At 43.8% G+C, this 17,771-nt stretch carries 14 protein-coding genes; 7 read left to right on the top strand and 7 right to left on the bottom strand.

The window, feature by feature from the left end:
• Positions 1-95: 95 nt before the first annotated feature.
• Both BCV39_RS12900 and BCV39_RS12895 read right to left on the bottom strand, forming a co-directional pair.
• Positions 96-1,598, bottom strand: a complete 1,503-nt coding sequence (locus BCV39_RS12900) for an HD domain-containing phosphohydrolase (RefSeq protein ID WP_102432747.1) — start codon at positions 1,596-1,598, stop codon at positions 96-98.
• Positions 1,599-1,873: 275 nt separating this feature from the next.
• Entirely contained in the window at positions 1,874-2,173 is a 300-nt protein-coding gene (locus BCV39_RS12895; protein ID WP_017060414.1) for a hypothetical protein, read from the bottom strand.
• Positions 2,174-2,391: 218 nt separating this feature from the next.
• On the opposite strand from BCV39_RS12895, the gene BCV39_RS12890 reads away from it, so the two are divergent.
• Positions 2,392-3,795: a PLP-dependent aminotransferase family protein gene (locus BCV39_RS12890; RefSeq protein ID WP_048658414.1), complete on the top strand. Its 1,404-nt coding sequence runs from the start codon at positions 2,392-2,394 to the stop codon at positions 3,793-3,795.
• 127 nt (positions 3,796-3,922) lie between these two features.
• Positions 3,923-4,129, top strand: coding sequence for a hypothetical protein (locus tag BCV39_RS12885; RefSeq protein ID WP_004734707.1), 207 nt, complete (start codon positions 3,923-3,925; stop codon positions 4,127-4,129).
• A gap of 151 nt (positions 4,130-4,280) precedes the next feature.
• Here the strand turns inward: BCV39_RS12885 and asnS are convergent, their stop codons facing one another.
• On the bottom strand, positions 4,281-5,681 hold the full coding sequence (asnS, locus tag BCV39_RS12880; protein ID WP_017060416.1) for an asparagine--tRNA ligase: 1,401 nt from the start codon (positions 5,679-5,681) through the stop codon (positions 4,281-4,283).
• A gap of 558 nt (positions 5,682-6,239) precedes the next feature.
• On the opposite strand from asnS, the gene BCV39_RS12875 reads away from it, so the two are divergent.
• Positions 6,240-7,730, top strand: coding sequence for a SulP family inorganic anion transporter (locus BCV39_RS12875; protein ID WP_102432746.1), 1,491 nt, complete (start codon positions 6,240-6,242; stop codon positions 7,728-7,730).
• An 88-nt stretch (positions 7,731-7,818) separates the two neighbouring features.
• Here BCV39_RS12875 and BCV39_RS12870 read toward each other — a convergent pair whose 3' ends face one another.
• On the bottom strand, positions 7,819-9,441 hold the full coding sequence (locus tag BCV39_RS12870) for a methyl-accepting chemotaxis protein (protein ID WP_102432763.1): 1,623 nt from the start codon (positions 9,439-9,441) through the stop codon (positions 7,819-7,821).
• 447 nt (positions 9,442-9,888) lie between these two features.
• On the opposite strand from BCV39_RS12870, the gene BCV39_RS23015 reads away from it, so the two are divergent.
• Positions 9,889-10,086 (top strand): hypothetical protein, encoded by a 198-nt coding sequence (locus BCV39_RS23015; RefSeq protein WP_123923953.1) that lies wholly within the window; start codon positions 9,889-9,891, stop codon positions 10,084-10,086.
• Between the two features lie 81 nt (positions 10,087-10,167).
• The gene (locus BCV39_RS12865; RefSeq protein WP_102432745.1) at positions 10,168-11,310 is read left to right on the top strand and encodes an aromatic amino acid transport family protein; all 1,143 of its coding nucleotides are present in this window, start codon (positions 10,168-10,170) and stop codon (positions 11,308-11,310) included.
• Between the two features lie 119 nt (positions 11,311-11,429).
• On the opposite strand, the gene BCV39_RS12860 is transcribed toward BCV39_RS12865, so the two are convergent.
• The 3 genes from BCV39_RS12860 to BCV39_RS12850 all read right to left on the bottom strand — a co-directional run bounded on the left by BCV39_RS12860 (position 11,430) and on the right by BCV39_RS12850 (position 15,074).
• The gene (locus tag BCV39_RS12860) at positions 11,430-12,791 is read right to left on the bottom strand and encodes an L-serine ammonia-lyase (RefSeq protein ID WP_048609201.1); all 1,362 of its coding nucleotides are present in this window, start codon (positions 12,789-12,791) and stop codon (positions 11,430-11,432) included.
• A gap of 120 nt (positions 12,792-12,911) precedes the next feature.
• Positions 12,912-14,165, bottom strand: a complete 1,254-nt coding sequence (locus BCV39_RS12855; protein ID WP_048658418.1) for an aromatic amino acid transport family protein — start codon at positions 14,163-14,165, stop codon at positions 12,912-12,914.
• Between the two features lie 309 nt (positions 14,166-14,474).
• Positions 14,475-15,074 (bottom strand): CoA pyrophosphatase, encoded by a 600-nt coding sequence (locus tag BCV39_RS12850; protein WP_081228700.1) that lies wholly within the window; start codon positions 15,072-15,074, stop codon positions 14,475-14,477.
• A 304-nt stretch (positions 15,075-15,378) separates the two neighbouring features.
• Between BCV39_RS12850 and BCV39_RS12845 the strand changes: the two genes are divergently transcribed.
• Positions 15,379-15,921: a heme NO-binding domain-containing protein gene (locus BCV39_RS12845; protein ID WP_102432744.1), complete on the top strand. Its 543-nt coding sequence runs from the start codon at positions 15,379-15,381 to the stop codon at positions 15,919-15,921.
• Position 15,922: 1 nt separating this feature from the next.
• Positions 15,923-17,641, top strand: coding sequence for an ATP-binding protein (locus BCV39_RS12840; RefSeq protein ID WP_102432743.1), 1,719 nt, complete (start codon positions 15,923-15,925; stop codon positions 17,639-17,641).
• The last annotated feature ends 130 nt before the right edge of the window (positions 17,642-17,771 follow it).

The following is a 17,771-nucleotide window of genomic DNA, read 5'->3' as shown; positions in this document are numbered from 1 at the left end:
TTCAATCAGATTTATTGACTAAAGAGGGTATTTGATAACAAAACACCCTACGGATTAACCTATAGGGTGCAAGAAGTTAGTGGTTTTTGAATAGATTATGCGGGCTGAGCAACAAGGCTTTCGCGTTCGAGTTCACTAGCGATATTTTTGCCATCTTTGTAGGTTGCAGCGATCGAAACAAACGCTTGTTCAACCGCTAGAAATGCGTCGACAACTTGCGGATCAAAATGCGTCCCATTGCCTTCTAAAATGATCTGTTTAGCTTGCTCATGAGTAAAGGCTGGTTTATAGACTCGCTTCGAAATGAGAGCATCATAAACATCGGCCAATGCCATTAAACGGCCAGATAACGGGATATCTTCACCAGACAACTGATTAGGATAACCACTGCCATTCCACTTCTCGTGGTGAGTCAGAGATATCTCCTTTGCGACTCTTAAGAAAGAGCTACTTCCCAACTGCTTTTCTGCAATAGATAACGCTTCAGCACCAATCGCGGGGTGACCTTTCATTATCTCAAACTCTTCGTCCGTCAATTTACCCGGCTTCAATAACACGCTATCAGGCACACCGACTTTGCCTACGTCGTGCAAAGGCGCAGATTTGTAGAGCAACTCGATGTAGTTTGGTGTTAACAAGCTTGAGTGGGTTTCTGATTTGCTGAGTTCTTGTGCGAGCACCTTAACGTATTCTTGAGTTCTAAGGATGTGTGCGCCCGTTTCATTGTCTCTCGATTCGGCAAGCGCAGATAGGCTAACAATCGCAACGTCACGTGTGGTTTTAACTTCGTTTTGCGCGGTTTCGAGGCTATCAAGCATAGTGTTGGTCATTGAGGCCATTGAACCAAGCTCGTTGTAGCCGAAAATAGGTAAGCGAACGCCTTGCTCGCCATTGGTCACCTTGTTTAATGCACACTCTTGGCTTAGGAGAATGCGCTTAATTAGTTTGCTCCAAAGCGTCATGATGGTAATCGCATATCCACCCAGCACCACCGCCAAATAAATAAACTCTTTGATCACGCTGATCTTCCCTGTGCCATCCAATAAGCGATCTGGGTTATGTTCTAGCCAAAAGATGTCCTTGACGGCAATCATAGTTAGCATGGTGGTTAGTGTTACCAGAAGTACGATAACTAAACCAATCATTTGCTTGACCAGCGAACTCCTTTCACCAACCAGTTGGAAGTCAAATTGTCCAGTCGTTTCCATTTTATCCATTTGGCTGAGCTTAGCGTTCAATTGGAGAATGCTTCCGGTAAAGAAGCCGAATAGACTCATGCCAAACAACACCTTCAAATTGCTATCTATAGTGAATTCGTAGCTTAAGTTGTAGTAGAGCGCGAACGGGACACTTGCGGCAAAAAATAGAAGGGTATCAAGCTGCGCGAATCGACCTTGTTTAACTAATGTATGTTGCGCTAATAAATAACGACGCGCGATCCATAATAAGGCAAACACAATACTGACTTGTGTGAAAATCTCTAACGTCGTTAAGCTCTCGAGCATAGGGCATACCCGGCTGCCGTAGGTGCCAAACAGTACGCCAGCAATGACGTATAACTTAGTCGTTAGCGATTGATTGTAATTTGAAGTATCCATCGAAAAGCCTTTGTTCTCATTCTTATTAGATTCACGACTTTAGAATTACGAATGATTAGTATAACTGACGTGAATAAGACCGGAAATTCTATCGATAGCTTTCGTGGATTGATACAAGAAACTGGTTTGTGTTAGAGATTTGTTAGCTAGGTGAGGGTTATTATCGCATTTTTATGAAGATACTTGAATAGCCTCGGTCGAGGTTCGAGGCTATTCAGTCGGTATATTTGACTCAAGTCGCGAGTGATTGAGTTCGCGACCTACTTTAAATCAAATTACTTTTTCAGATTGATTTCAGCTTCAATAGAGCCTGTTTCAATCTCAGGGTGAGATGCTAGTTTGTCTGCAGCCCATTGGTTGATGTGTTTCAGAATAGCAGACACTGCGTGTTTTTCTGTTGGTGCTTGGTCTTGTTCTACATCGATCTTTTGCTTTGGATGTGAGCCTGTCGCATCTTCAGCAATATGGAGCCAATCTGGGTGCCAGTAATATGGCTGGCCGCTCGGTGTTGTCCAACTGTGAACACCGTTTGACTCTCCTTTATAACTTAATTGGTCTGCTTCTATTTTTTTCATTGTTATCTCGCATGTTTTTGGGTTACATCAAATTATTGAGGTAGAAAGCCAACTTAGCTCCTACCTTGGGTACAAACTTAGCAAAGCTTACAAAGTTATCTGTGAACTAATTCACACTATTGTGGAAATTAGGTGCGATCATATGGATAGCAGCAATAGTTGTTGGCGTAAGTGATAAAATCACCGGCTCACAGAATTTCTCTAGGTAGTACAATTAGATGGCGCGTTATGAAGAGCTTGCAAAGGATATTCGGACTCAGATAGCCAACAATACGTGGCGATCCGGAGAGAAGATCCCTTCGGTACGCATGAGTTGTCGTAATTACAACGTCAGTAATAGTACTGTCTTACAAGCCTACCAGTTGCTAGAAAGCGAAGGGTGGATCATCGCTAAACCTCAGTCGGGCTACTTTGTGGCGCCGAGACTGGACGGCGTTGATTACGTAGAGCCATTCGTTCGTGAAAAGAAAGCCATTAATGACCGCTTATTTGATTTTTTGAAGTCGAGTTCAGCCGAGGGTGTGATTCCTTTCGGTTCTGCATTTCCAGATCCCGATCTTTTCCCATTACCTACCTTGACTCGAAATCTAGCCAGTGCCGGCAGGAAGATGACGGGTGCCAGTGTGATTAACAATCTGCCTCCTGGAAGTGAGTCTTTAAGAAGGCAAATCGCACAGCGTTATCTGCAGCAAGGCATTACAGTTAATCATCAAGACATCGTGATTACGTCAGGTGCAATGGAAGCGCTCAACTTGAGCCTGCAAACGGTCACTAAGCCGGGTGATAACGTAGTGATAGAATCTCCCGCATTCTATGGTGCTCTACAGGCCGTCGAAAGGCTAGGGCTTAACCCTATCGAAGTGGATGTTTGCCCAATTAATGGGTTGAATATAGAGCAGTTTGAAAACGCACTACAAAACCACAATGTCAAAGCGTGTTGGCTGATGACGACTTTTCAGAACCCGACGGGAACCAGTTTGTCGGAACAGGCGAAGCGCCGTGTGGTAGAGATTGCAGAACAACACGAAACCTACGTTATTGAAGATGACGTGTATGGCGACCTTTATTACGAAGGTCATAAACCGAAACCACTAAAGGCTTTCGATAAGACAGATTCTGTTTTGCTGTGTGGGTCGTATTCAAAAAGCTTATGTCCGGGCTATCGAGTAGGTTGGGTTGTGAACACGCGTTTTAACGATGCGATTCAAAAATTGCAGCTTCTTTCTACGTTATCGAGTAGCGCTCCCGTTCAACTTGGTGTCGCCCATTTCTTAACGCATGAAAGCTACGACAATCACCTTCGTAAACTACGTAAAAACCTGTTAGTCAGGAAAGAGCGATTTATAGACGTCATTAAGCAGTACTTCCCGCATTCAATCGAGATTGAAGAACCAGCTGGTGGCTACTTTATATGGATTCGTTTCTCTGAAAAATTCGACAGCCAACAATTTCATCAACTGGCTATTGAGCAAGGTATTAGCGTCGCATCTGGCGATCTGTTCAGTGAGCAGGGCAGAGTGGATAACGCGATACGATTGAACTTCTCTTATGAATTGACAGAAGAGAAAGAACAAGCGCTTATCTTGCTTGGTAAACTTGCACATCAACTCACGAACTCGTAAAACCTTAAGTCCCTCATAAAAAAGACAATCATTCCAACTGTACGGGTTGTTTGTGGCGTAACTGTACGCCTAATTGACCAGAGAGTTATGGTTCAATAACGGTAGACCAAATATTGGAGATACCGTTATGTTGAAAATGACTATGGGAAATGAAGTTAAGTTGATTATCGTCGCGATTGTGTGTGCGCTTCTGCTTATTCTCGGCCACGTACTGCTAGCAAAAGCGTTCGCTGATATGGCATGGGCGGAATACACCACTGCGGCTATCCCGTTCGTTATGATGGCAATCTGCGGTCTCGCAATAAAATACGCTATAGACCAAGATGTTGATTAGTTTTTGAATAACTAGTCTCTGATGGTGATAAGCAGAAGCAGAAGCAGAAGCAGAAGCAGCCGTCGCCTTGTTTTATTCAGAACATAAAAAAACCTCCGCAATTGCGGAGGTTTTATTTGTTCTTAACTTATAAATCGAATAGATTTTCGAATTAGAAGTTTGCAGAGCGTGGCGTACGTGGGAATGGAATCACGTCACGAACGTTGCCCATACCTGTTACGTAAGATACTAGACGCTCGAAACCAAGACCAAAGCCAGCGTGCGGCACTGTACCGTATTTACGTAGGTCGCGGTACCAGCTCATGTGCTCAGGGTCGATACCCATAGCAATCATACGCTCGTCTAGAATGTCTAGACGCTCTTCACGTTGTGCACCACCGATGATTTCACCGATGCCTGGTGCAAGTACGTCCATTGCTGCAACTGTTTTGCCGTCGTCGTTTAAGCGCATGTAGAAAGCTTTGATGTCTTTCGGGTAGTTCTTAACGATAACAGGCGCTTTGAAGTGCTCTTCAGCTAGGTAACGCTCATGCTCAGAAGACATGTCGATGCCCCACTCAACGTCGAATTCAAATTTCTTACCAGAATCTAGTAGGATTTGGATTGCGTCAGTGTAGTCAACTTGTGCGAAGTCAGCGTCAACGAATTGCTCTAGACGAGTAATTGCTTGCTTGTCGATGCGAGAAGCAAAGAACTCAAGGTCGTCGCGGCGCTCTTCAAGAACAGCAGCGAAAACGTACTTAAGCATGTCTTCAGCCAGTTTCGCTACGTCGTTAAGGTCTGCAAACGCAACTTCAGGCTCAACCATCCAGAACTCAGCTAGGTGGCGGCTTGTGTTTGAGTTTTCAGCACGGAACGTAGGACCGAACGTGTAAACCTTGCTTAGTGCACAAGCATAAGCTTCAGCATTAAGTTGGCCAGATACTGTTAGGAACGTCTCTTTACCGAAGAAATCTTCGTTGAAGTCTACGTCGCCTTTTTCAGTACGTGGTAGGTTTTCCATGTCTAGCGTAGAAACGCGGAACATTTCACCAGCGCCTTCTGCATCAGATGCAGTGATAAGCGGAGCAGAAGTCCAGAAGAAGCCTTGCTCGTGGTAGAAACGGTGAATCGCTTGAGATAGACAGTTACGTACACGTGCTACTGCGCCAATCACGTTTGTACGTGGACGTAGGTGAGCAACTTCACGAAGGTATTCGATAGAGTGACGTGTCTTAGCCATTGGGTAAGTGTCAGCATCTTCAACCCAACCCACAACTTTAACGTCAGTTGCTGCTAGTTCGAAGTCTTGACCTTTCGCAGGAGACTCAACAATCTTACCTGTTACTTCAACAGAGCAGCCAGTTGTTAGCTTTAATACTTCGTTTTCGTAATTATTAAGATTATTAGGAACCACGGCCTGAATCGGGTCGAAACAAGAGCCGTCATAAATGGCAAGGAAAGAGATTCCAGCTTTGGAATCACGACGTGAACGGATCCAGCCGCGAACAGTTACTTCACTGTCTACCGCTAGCTTGCCGCCAAGTACGTCTGTTACAGGCGCGTAAGTCATGTTGATTTCATTCTCCATTGAGGGACAAATTCAACTCAAAGTCTCTGGCATTGCTGCAAATAAACATACATTTGCACAATAATTAGCCGAAACATTAAGTTGTATAAACTTTTTAAATCGATTGAACATATTACCTGTCATACCGACAGCTTCAACCTTTATTCTTGCTTGGTGAAAGAAATATTGTGTCTACTGACCATAAATACGTTTGAGGGTGTGTTTTTTGTTCGATCTTAGCGTGCGCCTTACGTTCCGCCTAATGTGAATCGTCGAATGAACAAGGCGTAATCGAAACCTTTGTTTTCAATAATTGGAGTGTGATTGTGTTGAAACTCGCTCTATATTGGCGCGGATTCAGTCATATCGGACTTGATCACCTTCTTAATTTCCCACTAAAGCAACAAGAGGAGTTTAATATCTACGTGTTAATTACGCCGCCTTAACCCCTGCATTCTCTCTACACCCGCACTTTTCGAGCGCTCGCTCATTCAAGAAAAACAGTCGATCAGATTATGTCTCAACAAGGCAGGACTGGCTGTACAAGTAAAAGAGAATTACATGCTTAATTATTTAAAAAAACACTGGTTATCAAACGTTAAAGGAGATTCATTATCTGGGGTTGTGGTTGCACTCGCATTGATCCCTGAAGCCATCGCATTTTCAATTATTGCAGGCGTTGACCCTAAAGTAGGGCTATATGCTTCGTTCTGTATTTGTGTCGTAACCGCTTTGGTTGGCAGTCGCCCAGGAATGATTTCCGGAGCAACAGGCGCAATGGCGCTGTTAATGGTCACCTTAGTGAGAGAGCACGGATTGGAGTACTTGCTTGCTGCTTCATTTCTTGCAGGCGTTATTCAAATCGCGGCGGGATATCTCAAGCTCGGTAACCTGATGAACTTTGTTTCCAAATCGGTGATTACTGGATTTGTTAACGCGCTCGCCATCCTAATCTTCATGGCCCAGCTCCCTGAATTGGTCAACGTCCCTTCGAGCGTTTATGTATTAGTCGCTTTGGGTTTGGCGATCATTTATCTGCTTCCTTATTTCCCCAAGTTTGGTCGTGCAATACCTTCTCCATTAGTCGCGATTGTTGCCCTGACAGTCATTAGTTTGTTGTTCGGATTAGATGTGAGAACGATTGGCGATATGGGTAAGCTTCCTGATTCACTGCCTGTGTTTTTAATTCCCAATATTCCATTCACGTTCGATACGCTTGCAACCATCCTTCCATATTCGATTGCTCTATCTTTGGTTGGCTTATTGGAATCCTTGATGACAGCGACCATCGTCGATGACCTGACAGATACTGAAAGTAATAAAAACAATGAGTGTAAAGGGCAGGGGGTTGCCAATATAGTGGCCTCCCTTTTTGGTGGTATGGCGGGTTGTGCGATGATTGGCCAGTCAATCATTAACATCAAATCAGGCGGCTTAACCCGATTGTCCAGCATGATCGCCGGGGTTGTTTTGTTATTAATGGTGGTGTTTGTTTCTGATTGGTTGAAGCTGATACCGATGGCAGCTTTAGTGTCTGTGATGATCATGGTTTCTATCGGCACATTCTCGTGGCGTTCTATTGTTGAGCTTAAAGACCACACACTTCCAACTAATGTAACCATGTTAGTGACCGTGGCGGTGGTGGTGTTTACTCATAACTTAGCGATTGGGGTGGCGGTTGGCGTGGTGTTATCGGCTCTGTTTTATGCACATGCTAGCAAGTCGATGGTCTTTATATCTGATGAAGTGGTGACCAACGAAATGCACACCATCCACCGAGTAAAAGGGCATGTATTTTTTGCTTCTTCAGATGCGTTTGTCGATCTATTTGATTATGACAACGCGACCTCTTTAGTGACGATCGATATATCGGATGCTTCGTTCCTAGATAACACTTCGGTTGAGGCGCTTGATAAGGTTGTGTTCAAGTTCCGTAAAAAGGGGGCTTATGTGGAGGTTTCTGGAATGGATACCGTGAGTGCGAATCTGATATTCAAACACGCGATGTACCACAAGCATAAAGACTTAACCGCGGTTTCCATTACGCACTAATCGTTGTCTAAGGTTATTTGAAAGCCTGAACTAGACATTGTTAGGAAGATAAAGCGCTCATTGTGAGCGCTTTTTTGTTGTAGACGACCTATGGGTTCTTCTTTGTACTCGACAAAGTAAACTGATTAATCAGTGACTCAAGGTGATCAGACAGCTCTTCTAAGTCATTGCTGATGTCGCGGGTTTCAGCCGCAGATTGCGATGTGTTGTCGGCGTGAGAAGTGATGGTTTCAACCTTTTGTTGAACATCTTGAGTCGCTTGTGTGGTGGATTGCGTTTGCTGCTGAATATTCTGTGCGTGAGCTAGCACCTGTTTCATCTCTTCAACCACCCCATTCATTTCTATTGAAAGTGCGTCGATATCGGTGGAGCTTTGATGGGCTTGTTCGCAAACGCGATCGGTCGAAGTCAGAGACTCTTCACTGCCTTGCTGGAATTGATGAATGATTGACTCAATGCTGCCTGTTGCTTCGGCGGTTCTTGATGCTAGATGACGAACTTCATCAGCAACTACCGCAAACCCACGCCCTTGTTCTCCCGCTCGCGCCGCTTCAATCGCTGCATTCAATGCCAGAAGGTTGGTTTGGTCGGCAATGCCACGAATCACACTCAAGATTGAAGAGACCTCTCCGGTTTGCTCATTGAGTGTCAGTATCTTGTGCTTCACTTCTTCTATACTGCTGACTAGGTTCTTTATCTCACTGCTTGCGTCGTGTGCTTGGTTGGCACTCTTACACGCTACATCGGCGGTGTGATTGATGAGTTCTGAAGCGGTTAAAGTGGCTTGTTCTACATTGACTTGTTGCGCCTGTATCCCTTCGACATTGTGTTGCACTTCTGCGGTTTCGCTTTGCTGGTCGCTGGCGGCTTGCTCGGTAATTTGCGCGACGCTAGTCAGTTGGTTGGCAGACGCATTCAGTTTATGCGAAGTATTCTGTACCTTTTCTAAGCTGTCAGATACGGTGCCCATGAACGAGTTTATGGAGTTAGCCAGCGTGCCAATCTCATCCTTACTTTGTTCAGGCAGGCGAGTGGACAGGTTTTTATCGCTGCTGACTTGGGTCATGAAGCGAGAAGTCTGTTGAAGAGGGCGCACGATAATCTTGCGAATTAATCCCATCGTAAGAACAAATCCGGCAAACGAGATCACCGTCATAATGCCAATAGCGGCCATGGTTTGAGTGTTGATCAGCGAGTTGACATGATTAAGGTTGTATTCAAGGCGAATTGCCCCCAATACTTCGCCTTCTGGTGCCATATGACAGGCGACGCAATTGGTACCCCGGTAATCTTCACTCGACTTCATGGGTAGAGCAATAACCAAGCCTTTACCCCAATCGGCAGAAAAGGGTTCGATAACCGTTTCACCTGCTAGCGTTCGCTTGTCGATATCATCAACAGGTATTTGATTGTCATTGCCCGGGCCGTAGAGTTTACTCACAGCGTCGGCGCGAAGAACACGAACGTCTTCAATACCTTCTTGTGCCAATGCTTTCTGACGCAGGGTCTCTTTCTGTGCCATGGTGCCGGTGAGCATCATCATATTGAGGCTATCGAAGTAGTTACTTGCTTTGTCGTGTAGCTGTTCACTCAACACCGAGTTAACCAGTTGCTTTTGCTGCGAGTATTGGAAATAGGTCGATATTGCCAGCAAAAAAGTGAACACGATGGCGAGGGCCACTAGGATTTTAAAAGTGATTGTTGAGCGCATAAGGTGTTTGTTTTTATTAATTATAATGACGCGCATACTGTACGTGTAAGAGACCCTACTACCTATGGGGTATAGTGAATTGTGTGACCATACTCCGGTTGTGGTTATGTTTCTGTGATGTAGCAAGTTTGTGTTATGTCTTATGTCAAAATATAACGTTGAGTTGTGAATTTGATTCTAGTTAGAGGAGAGAGTCTCGGGTTCCATGGGCTAGATGTATTTATCAGCTTGTCTTTTATCAATGAAAATTATTGTATTAGAAGGTTTGGTGGTCAATTTATATCCAGATAGCTATTTTGTTCAATTTAATAGCAAAAAGTGTGGTTATAGCGTTGTGTTTCGAGGCTCATTCGATAAGATAAAAAGACCTCTAATGCTAGAGGTAGGGCAGCAACGGAGACGCTGCTTCAAATAATATGGAATGTGACTCAATTATTGGACACATACATGAAATTCAAGATTACATCGCCGATTATTGAACCTACAGAAGGTTCACCACATCAGCTAACGCTCACTCACGCTTCTCGTTTTACCTCTCTTAAGACAAGCTCCCCTTTGAACGCCCTGTTCGACAACGTCTCTGCACGCTTCTTTACCGCTTATCGCTCCTATTGTTATTCGTTTTATAACTTTATTTCTATCTGAATTCCTTTGTCATCCACTTGATGCACGAAGACTCACACCTATAAAAACTAAACAAATAAGTTAAAAATAATGAATATTAAAATGATGGGTAGCTCCCTAATTATCGCTGGTACCGCTCTCGGTGCTGGTATGCTCGCGATCCCAATGGTATTAGCTCAATTTGGATTGCTTTATGGCACACTGCTGATGGTACTGATCTGCTTCGGTACGACTTACGCAGCATTATTACTTCTAGAAGCGACCATCAAAGCGGGTGGCGGTCTAGGATTAAACTCTATTGCCCGAAAAACCTTGGGTAAACAAGGCCAGTTGCTTACCAACGGTTTGCTATACGCGTTATTAATTTGTCTATTAATGGCTTACATTCTGGGCGCAGGTGACTTGCTGAGTAAGTTACTGTCTAACTTTGGCGTCGAAATTACCGCTACTACCAGCCAAATAGTGTTTACCTTGCTTGCTGGCGCTGTAGTCGCAAGTGGTACTGGTGTGATTGATAAACTCAACCGCGCATTGTTCTTCGTGATGCTTGCAAGTTTGTTTGCAACCATGGCGTTCTTGGCACCGAGCATGACTCAAGAAAACTTGATGCAGGTAACCAGCCATGACCACGTTGATTTAATCAAAACCAGTGCAATCCTGTTTACAAGCTTTGGCTTTATGGTTGTGATTCCAACTTTAGTTTCTTACAACCACGAAGCGACAGACAAACAGCTGCGTAACATGGTGATCGTCGGTTCTCTGATCCCATTAGTGTGTTACTTGTGCTGGTTGTTTGCGGTAGTGGGTAACTTGAGTGAAGAGCAATTCAGAAGCTTTAAGAACGTATCCGATTTGATGGCGGCGTTTGAGGCTCAATCTCCTTGGGTGGGTAACGTTCTGTCTACCTTCACTGGGTTGGCGTTGTTGACCTCTTTCTTTGGTGTGGCGATGGCGTTGTTCAACCAGAACAAAGACATGTTCAACCAAAATACTGCAGTAACGTACTGTATTAGCTTTATCTTACCGTTGGCAGGTTCATTGCTTGCTGCAGACAAGTTCCTACAAGTGTTGAACTACGCAGGTATCATCTTAGTGTTCTTAGCTGTGTTCGTTCCTCTGGTGATGGTTCACAAGCAACGCTTTATGAAAGTAGCCGAAGATAGATACAGCGCGGAAGGTGGCAAGCCGATGATGCTTTTCTCATTGTTGTTTGGTTGCTTCTTGCTTATCTCGCAAGTGATTTAGCAAAGCAATTTGGTTGGGTGAATCAATCAGTCACCAAGCTTTAGCTCCAAAAGCTTTAGGTACAAAAAAGGAACGCCTCGGCGTTCCTTTTTTATTATCGGTTTATTAATTCAGAGTGATTAACAAACAACTTTAACAGCCAAACCACCTTGAGAAGTCTCACGGTATTTAGCGTTCATGTCTTTGCCTGTTTCTAGCATTGTTTCGATAACTTTATCTAGAGAAACAGTAGGAGCAGAAGAACGACGAAGTGCCATACGAGTCGAGTTGATTGCTTTAACTGCAGCAATACCGTTACGCTCGATACATGGTACTTGTACTTGGCCAGCTACTGGGTCACACGTTAGACCTAGGTTGTGCTCCATGCCGATTTCTGCAGCCATACATACTTGCTCAGGGCTACCACCCATAAGCTCAGCAAGACCAGCAGCAGCCATAGAACATGCCACACCAACTTCACCCTGACAGCCAACTTCGGCACCAGAGATAGAAGCGTTACGCTTGTAAAGACCACCGATCGCGCCAGAAGCTGCAAAGTAACGGATGTAGTCTTTCTCTGTCACTGTTTGGATGAACTTATCGTAGTAAGCCAATACCGCAGGGATGATGCCACATGCGCCGTTTGTTGGTGCAGTTACTACACGACCGCCCGCTGCGTTTTCTTCGTTTACTGCGAAAGCAAACATGTTCACCCAGTCAACAACCGTCATTGGATCGTTAGTTGTTTTTTCTGAAGTGATCAGCTGTTGGCGAAGTGCTGCTGCACGACGAGGTACACGCAGTGGACCTGGCAGGATACCTTCAGTATTCATACCGCGATCCATACACTCACGCATCGTTTTCCAGATGTTAGCGAAGTAAGTGCGAGACTCTTCGTCTGAGTGGAATGCTGCTTGGTTTTTCATAACCAGTGTACTGATAGAAAGACCGCTTTCTTTACACTGATTAACCAGCTCTTCAGCTGTAGTGAATTCGTAAGGTGCTTTGATTGGGTTTTCTTCTTCTTTGCCGAAGTTTTCTTCGTCAACGATGAAACCGCCGCCAATTGAGTAGTACGTTTTTGAGTATGCAACTTCGTCACCAACCCATGCATGGATGCTCATGCCGTTCTCGTGTAGAGAAAGGTTGCTAGTGTGGAAGTTCATACCGCCATCGCGTGGGAACGATACTGTATGACAGTGCATGCCAACAGGAAGGCGCTCAGTTTCTTCTACGCGAGCAATGAAGCCTGCAATAGAATCGATATCAACACGCTCAGGAGTATTGCCAGCAAGACCCATGATGATTGCGATATCTGTGTGGTGACCTTTCCCTGTCAGTGATAGTGATCCATATACGTCCACGGTGATTTTAGTGATGTCGCGCAATTTTCCCATTGAACGTAGGTCATCAATAAACTCTTTACCCGCTTTCATTGGTCCAACTGTGTGTGAGCTCGATGGACCAACACCGATTTTATAGATATCAAATACACTAATCATAGCGATTACCTCAAAAAGAGAGCCTCCCAAGGGGAGTAGGGAGGCTCATTTATTATCATTATATTTTTTGTTTAATCTCGCGATATAAGATGGATGCCATCTTATAAAAAGGGCTTGAGATTAAAGAGCGCCGTAGATTACAGAACTAATAGCCGCTAGACCACATAAAGCTGTAAAGATTTGTACAGGTGCTGAAGTTTTGTACTTAGCCATTGCTGGTACTTTGTTCATTGCGAATACAGGCATTAGGAACAGGATAGCTGCAATCATTGGAGCACCCATTGTTTCAATCATACCTAGGATGCTTGGGTTAACTACCGCAACAATCCAAGTTGTAACAACGATGAACGCTAGAGAAGCTTTCTCAATCTTAGAGATTGAAGAACCAGAGCGAGACTTGATTAGACCAACAAGACCTTCGTGAGCACCTAGGAAGTGACCGAAGTAGCTTGAAGTAATCGCTGCGAACGCTACTAGAGGACCCATGTAAGAGATAAGTGGAGACTCATGTACGTTAGCTAGGTAAGAAAGAACAGAGATGTTCTGTGCTTGTGCTGTTGCTAGTTGCTCTGGAGATAGAGAAAGTACTACAGAGAATACGAAGAACATTACAAAGCCCATCAGCATCATTGCTGCGCCGCCAGTGATTTGGTCAGTTTTCTTAACTGCGTCTTCACCGTATACACGACGTTGCTCTTTAGAGAACTGTGAAATGATTGGGCTGTGGTTGAAAGAGAACACGATGATTGGAATAGCAAGCCAGATAATAGAAGGCATTGTTGACCATTCTGGGCTTACGTCCATCATTGAAGTGTTCCAATCAGGAACTAGGTAGAAAGATAGTGCTAGTAGGATGAATACTAGTGGGTAAACCATCGCTGACGTTGCTTTAAGCATCAGCTCTTTACCGAATACAACACCTGCTGTCATAGCAAGGATAAGTGCACCAGAAAGAAGAGGACGTGGAATAGATTCCATACCCATTTGGTTTACTAGGAAAGAATCAACCGTGTTTGTGATACCAACACCGTAGATAAGAACGATTGGGTAGATAGCGAAGAAGTAAGCAAAAGTAATAATGTTTGCGCCAGTCTTACCGAAGTGCTCTTCAACTGTGTCTGTAATATCTGCTTCAGGGTTTTTAGCTGACAGTACGAAGCGAGCTAGAGATTTGTGTGCGAACCAAGTCATCGGTGCCGCGATTAGAGCTAGGATAACTAATGGCCAAAAACCACCCGCACCAGCTTTGATTGGAAGAAATAGTACGCCAGCACCAACTGCTGTACCGAATAGTGATAAACACCAGGTAAAATCTTTATAGTTAAACTTGCTTGAATCTTTAACGGCATTTGCCGAAGAAGTTGTTGTGTTCATGTTAAATTACTCATTTTTTGGGAACAGGAAATAAGTCGGGGCTAATTCTGCAGAATTTTCTTCTACAAAAAATAGATCTAAATCATGTAATGAAACGGCGTGTCACATGATATGCGAAAAACGGATTTTTGATCACGAAATTGGCGTGCTACAGGTGATTTATGCTCATGCTAGGTATTAGTTTTTATTATGCGAAAGGCGGGGTTGTTCAGATTTATACCAGGGAAACGTTTGCGTAAAATTGCATTAATAATTCTGTTCCATACAAAGCTTGCGATTTGTTAACAGAGATTAAACAAAACGTAGTTGCTATGTGATTTGTTGCACTACATGCTGCTGCAGAGATTGGATAATTTGCGCCGTAACGCCCCAAATTAGGTGCTCTTGGAAGGGCATCGCAAAAACACGATGCTTGATTTGTTTGAAGTTAACAGTGTGGCTGTGTAACTTGGCTTGGTCTAAAACATAGGTGGCAGGCACCTCAAAAATAGAGGCAACTTCATTCTCATCGATGATGGCTTCATAGTCAGGATCGACCAGAGCAACAATCGGTGTCACAGAAAATTTACTAATAGTACTCAAAGCGGGTAATTGCCCAACAATTTTAACTTGATCCGATCGAATTCCTACCTCTTCATGGAGCTCTCTAAGTGCAGTAAATTGCATAGAAGGGTCAGAGAGTTCATGTTTACCGCCAGGAAAACTGACTTGGCCAGGATGATGCTTTAAATGAGCGGCTCTTTTAGTAAAAATGACATGTAAACCATCTTCTCTTTCAACTAAACCTACCACCACTGCCGCTTTACGTAATTGATCGCCACTGATATGCGAAACACGCTCTACTGACTCTGGGTGATAGCCAACGGTAGGGTTTAGTTGGAATTGTTGAAGGAAGTTTTCTTTATTCATATCAAGCCAATATATTGATTATTATGATTTTAAGTATAGACATAACAGTGGGCTGATTACCAATTTTGAGTGTGTCTTCATTTACTTACCTTTAGTTTAGCTATTAACTAGGCGTAATTAAGGGCCACGTAGTTACTGACATCCTTAAAATGCCGGTTTTTGCTATATTCAATATGTACGCATCTGCGAGTAAGCGTTACCCATGTCATAAAATTGGGTTACGGAGCGTAGATTTTGTGTTTAAGAATTTGATAACAATGACTTAGTGAACCATTCTAAAAAGAAATAGAAGAAAAGGTATGAGATGAAAGGAATCATATTCACCGAATTTTTAGAGCTTGTTGAAGACAAGTTTGGGTTAGAGCTTTTGGAAGAAGTTCTAGAGACGTCAGAAGATGAAGGGATCTACACATCTGTCGGAAGTTACGACCACAAAGATCTGGTTAAACTCATCATTAATCTGAGCAAAAAAACCGATATAGATGCAGCAAGCTTGCAACGCGTTTTCGGGCAGTCCGTATTTAAGAACTTATTAGCCTCATTGCCGAATAAAGCTAGCATTGCTCACAGCAATACCACCTTTCAATTTATTCAGCACGTAGAGCGCTACATTCACGTTGAAGTGAAGAAGCTCTATCCAGATGCTGAGCCACCTGAATTCAGTTTTATCACCACGACCGAAGCACAACTTGTTTTTGACTACAAAAGCGCAAGATGTATGTCTCATGTTTGTTTAGGGCTTATCGAAGGGTGCGCTGAATACCACGGTGAATCTATTGCGGTGGAGATGACGCCACAAAATGATGACCAGAGCGTGGTTAGGTTTAATCTCAAAGTAGAAAAGTGATATGGATCTGGCCTCAGCCCTAGAGAAAAAACTTAAACGCCAAATTGCTGCGCGAAAAGCAGCAGAAGCCTTGTTGGAACAAAAGAGCCTTGAACTTTTTGAGGCCAACCACCAACTCGAGCTTGCACTGCGTCAGTTAGAGAAGCGTTCCAATGCAAACATACGTCGCATTGAATTCCAAGAACAAATCGACAACCTGTTGATTGATTTCGGACGCGCTTTTCTGAGTAATGATCTTGATGACGTCATGTTGTCACAATTGACGACAAGTGTGACCAACAGTTATCTGATTGAAGCCAGTCGTTTGATTTTGCCTCCCAAGCTGCTCCCTCAATTACACACTTATGACTATGGTGACGAAACCGTCGAGGTGATAGAGCAAGATATTCAAGAGCCTCATTGGCAAGGCAACCACCTTACCGTACCATTAGAGGTTGAAAAGGTCATAGTCGGCGCGTTAATTGTGAAGGTCAGGGTATTAGACCAAGATTTCGAATTCATCCAAAGCCAACTGTTGTTAGTTACCGACCTTATTTGTAGTGCCTTAACCCACCAGCTTGCTATCAATCGAAACATTGAATCACGTAAACGAGCAGAAGAATCTGAAAGAGCAACGCGTGACTTTGTCGCAATGATCAACCATGAATTAAGAACCCCGCTTAATGGCCTACTAGGTAGTGCCGAATTGATTAGCGATACCGAACTGAATAGTTCTCAACGTGAAATAGTGAACAACTTAAGTCAATCTGGAGAGTTTCTCAGAACCATCATTAATGACCTATTGGATTACAGTAAAATCAACGCGGGAATGTTGGAGTTAATACCGAAGAAGTTCGCGCTTCATGATTTGAGAAATACTATCGATAGTATCTTTACCAATCGAGCACTTGAAAAGCAGCTTAAGTTTGATGTTGATGTAGACAAAGGTGTACCGAGCCATTTCTATGGTGACTTAGAGCGTATTACTCAACTGTTCGTAAACTTGATTGGAAACGCCATCAAGTTCACGGATAAAGGACATGTGAGCGTTGAGATTAAATGGTTGAGAGACCAATTTATTTTTTCCGTAGAGGACACTGGAGTTGGGATCGCTCAATCCTCTCATAAGACGCTGTTTGAACCTTTTACTCAAGCGGATAATTCAAGTAGCCGAAACTACGAAGGGACTGGGCTTGGTCTCGCCATCTGTCGTAAGCTAGTAGGTTTGATGCACGGTGATATTAGCGTGACCAGTGTTGTTGGCTCAGGCACGACTTTTACCATCTCGATTCCTCTTCAAGTTGTCGATGTTCCGGCTGAGAGTGATAGTGTTACCAAGGGCTTTGAGTCTGAGGCGGAATTGTCACTACTTAAAGTGTTGGTGGTTGATGATATTAAGATGAACCAGATCATCATCCAGCAAATGCTTCGTAAACATGAGATTGAACCGGCTATCGCAAGTAATGGTGTCGAAGGGTTTGAGCTCGCGTCAGACAATGAATACGACATTGTATTCATGGATTGCAGAATGCCCGTTATGGACGGCTTTGAAGCGACAGAGAAACTAAGAGAGAAGGGTTACGTTAAATCTATTGTGGCACTGACCGCCGGAACGACACTTGAAGAGCGGGAACGTTGTATTCAGTGTGGAATGGATGACATTTTGAGTAAACCTTACACCGCCAATGATCTTAAAGAGATGCTTAAGAAGTGGGGTGTCTCTGCGGTGAAGGTCGCTTAAACACGCTAATAATGCGTTGTGAGCAATGCACTCTAGTTCAAAGACTAAAAAACCGAAGTGATCTTGCGATCCTTCGGTTTCTTTTTATATCGAGTTTTTGCTGAGCGTTAAGCCGCAGAACTCGTCATTA

Source organism: Vibrio sp. 10N.286.55.E10, from assembly GCF_002872555.1.
GTDB lineage: Bacteria > Pseudomonadota > Gammaproteobacteria > Enterobacterales > Vibrionaceae > Vibrio > Vibrio crassostreae.
The sequence above is the reverse complement of the archived record's forward strand: the minus strand, read 5'-3'. Positions and strand labels throughout refer to the sequence as shown.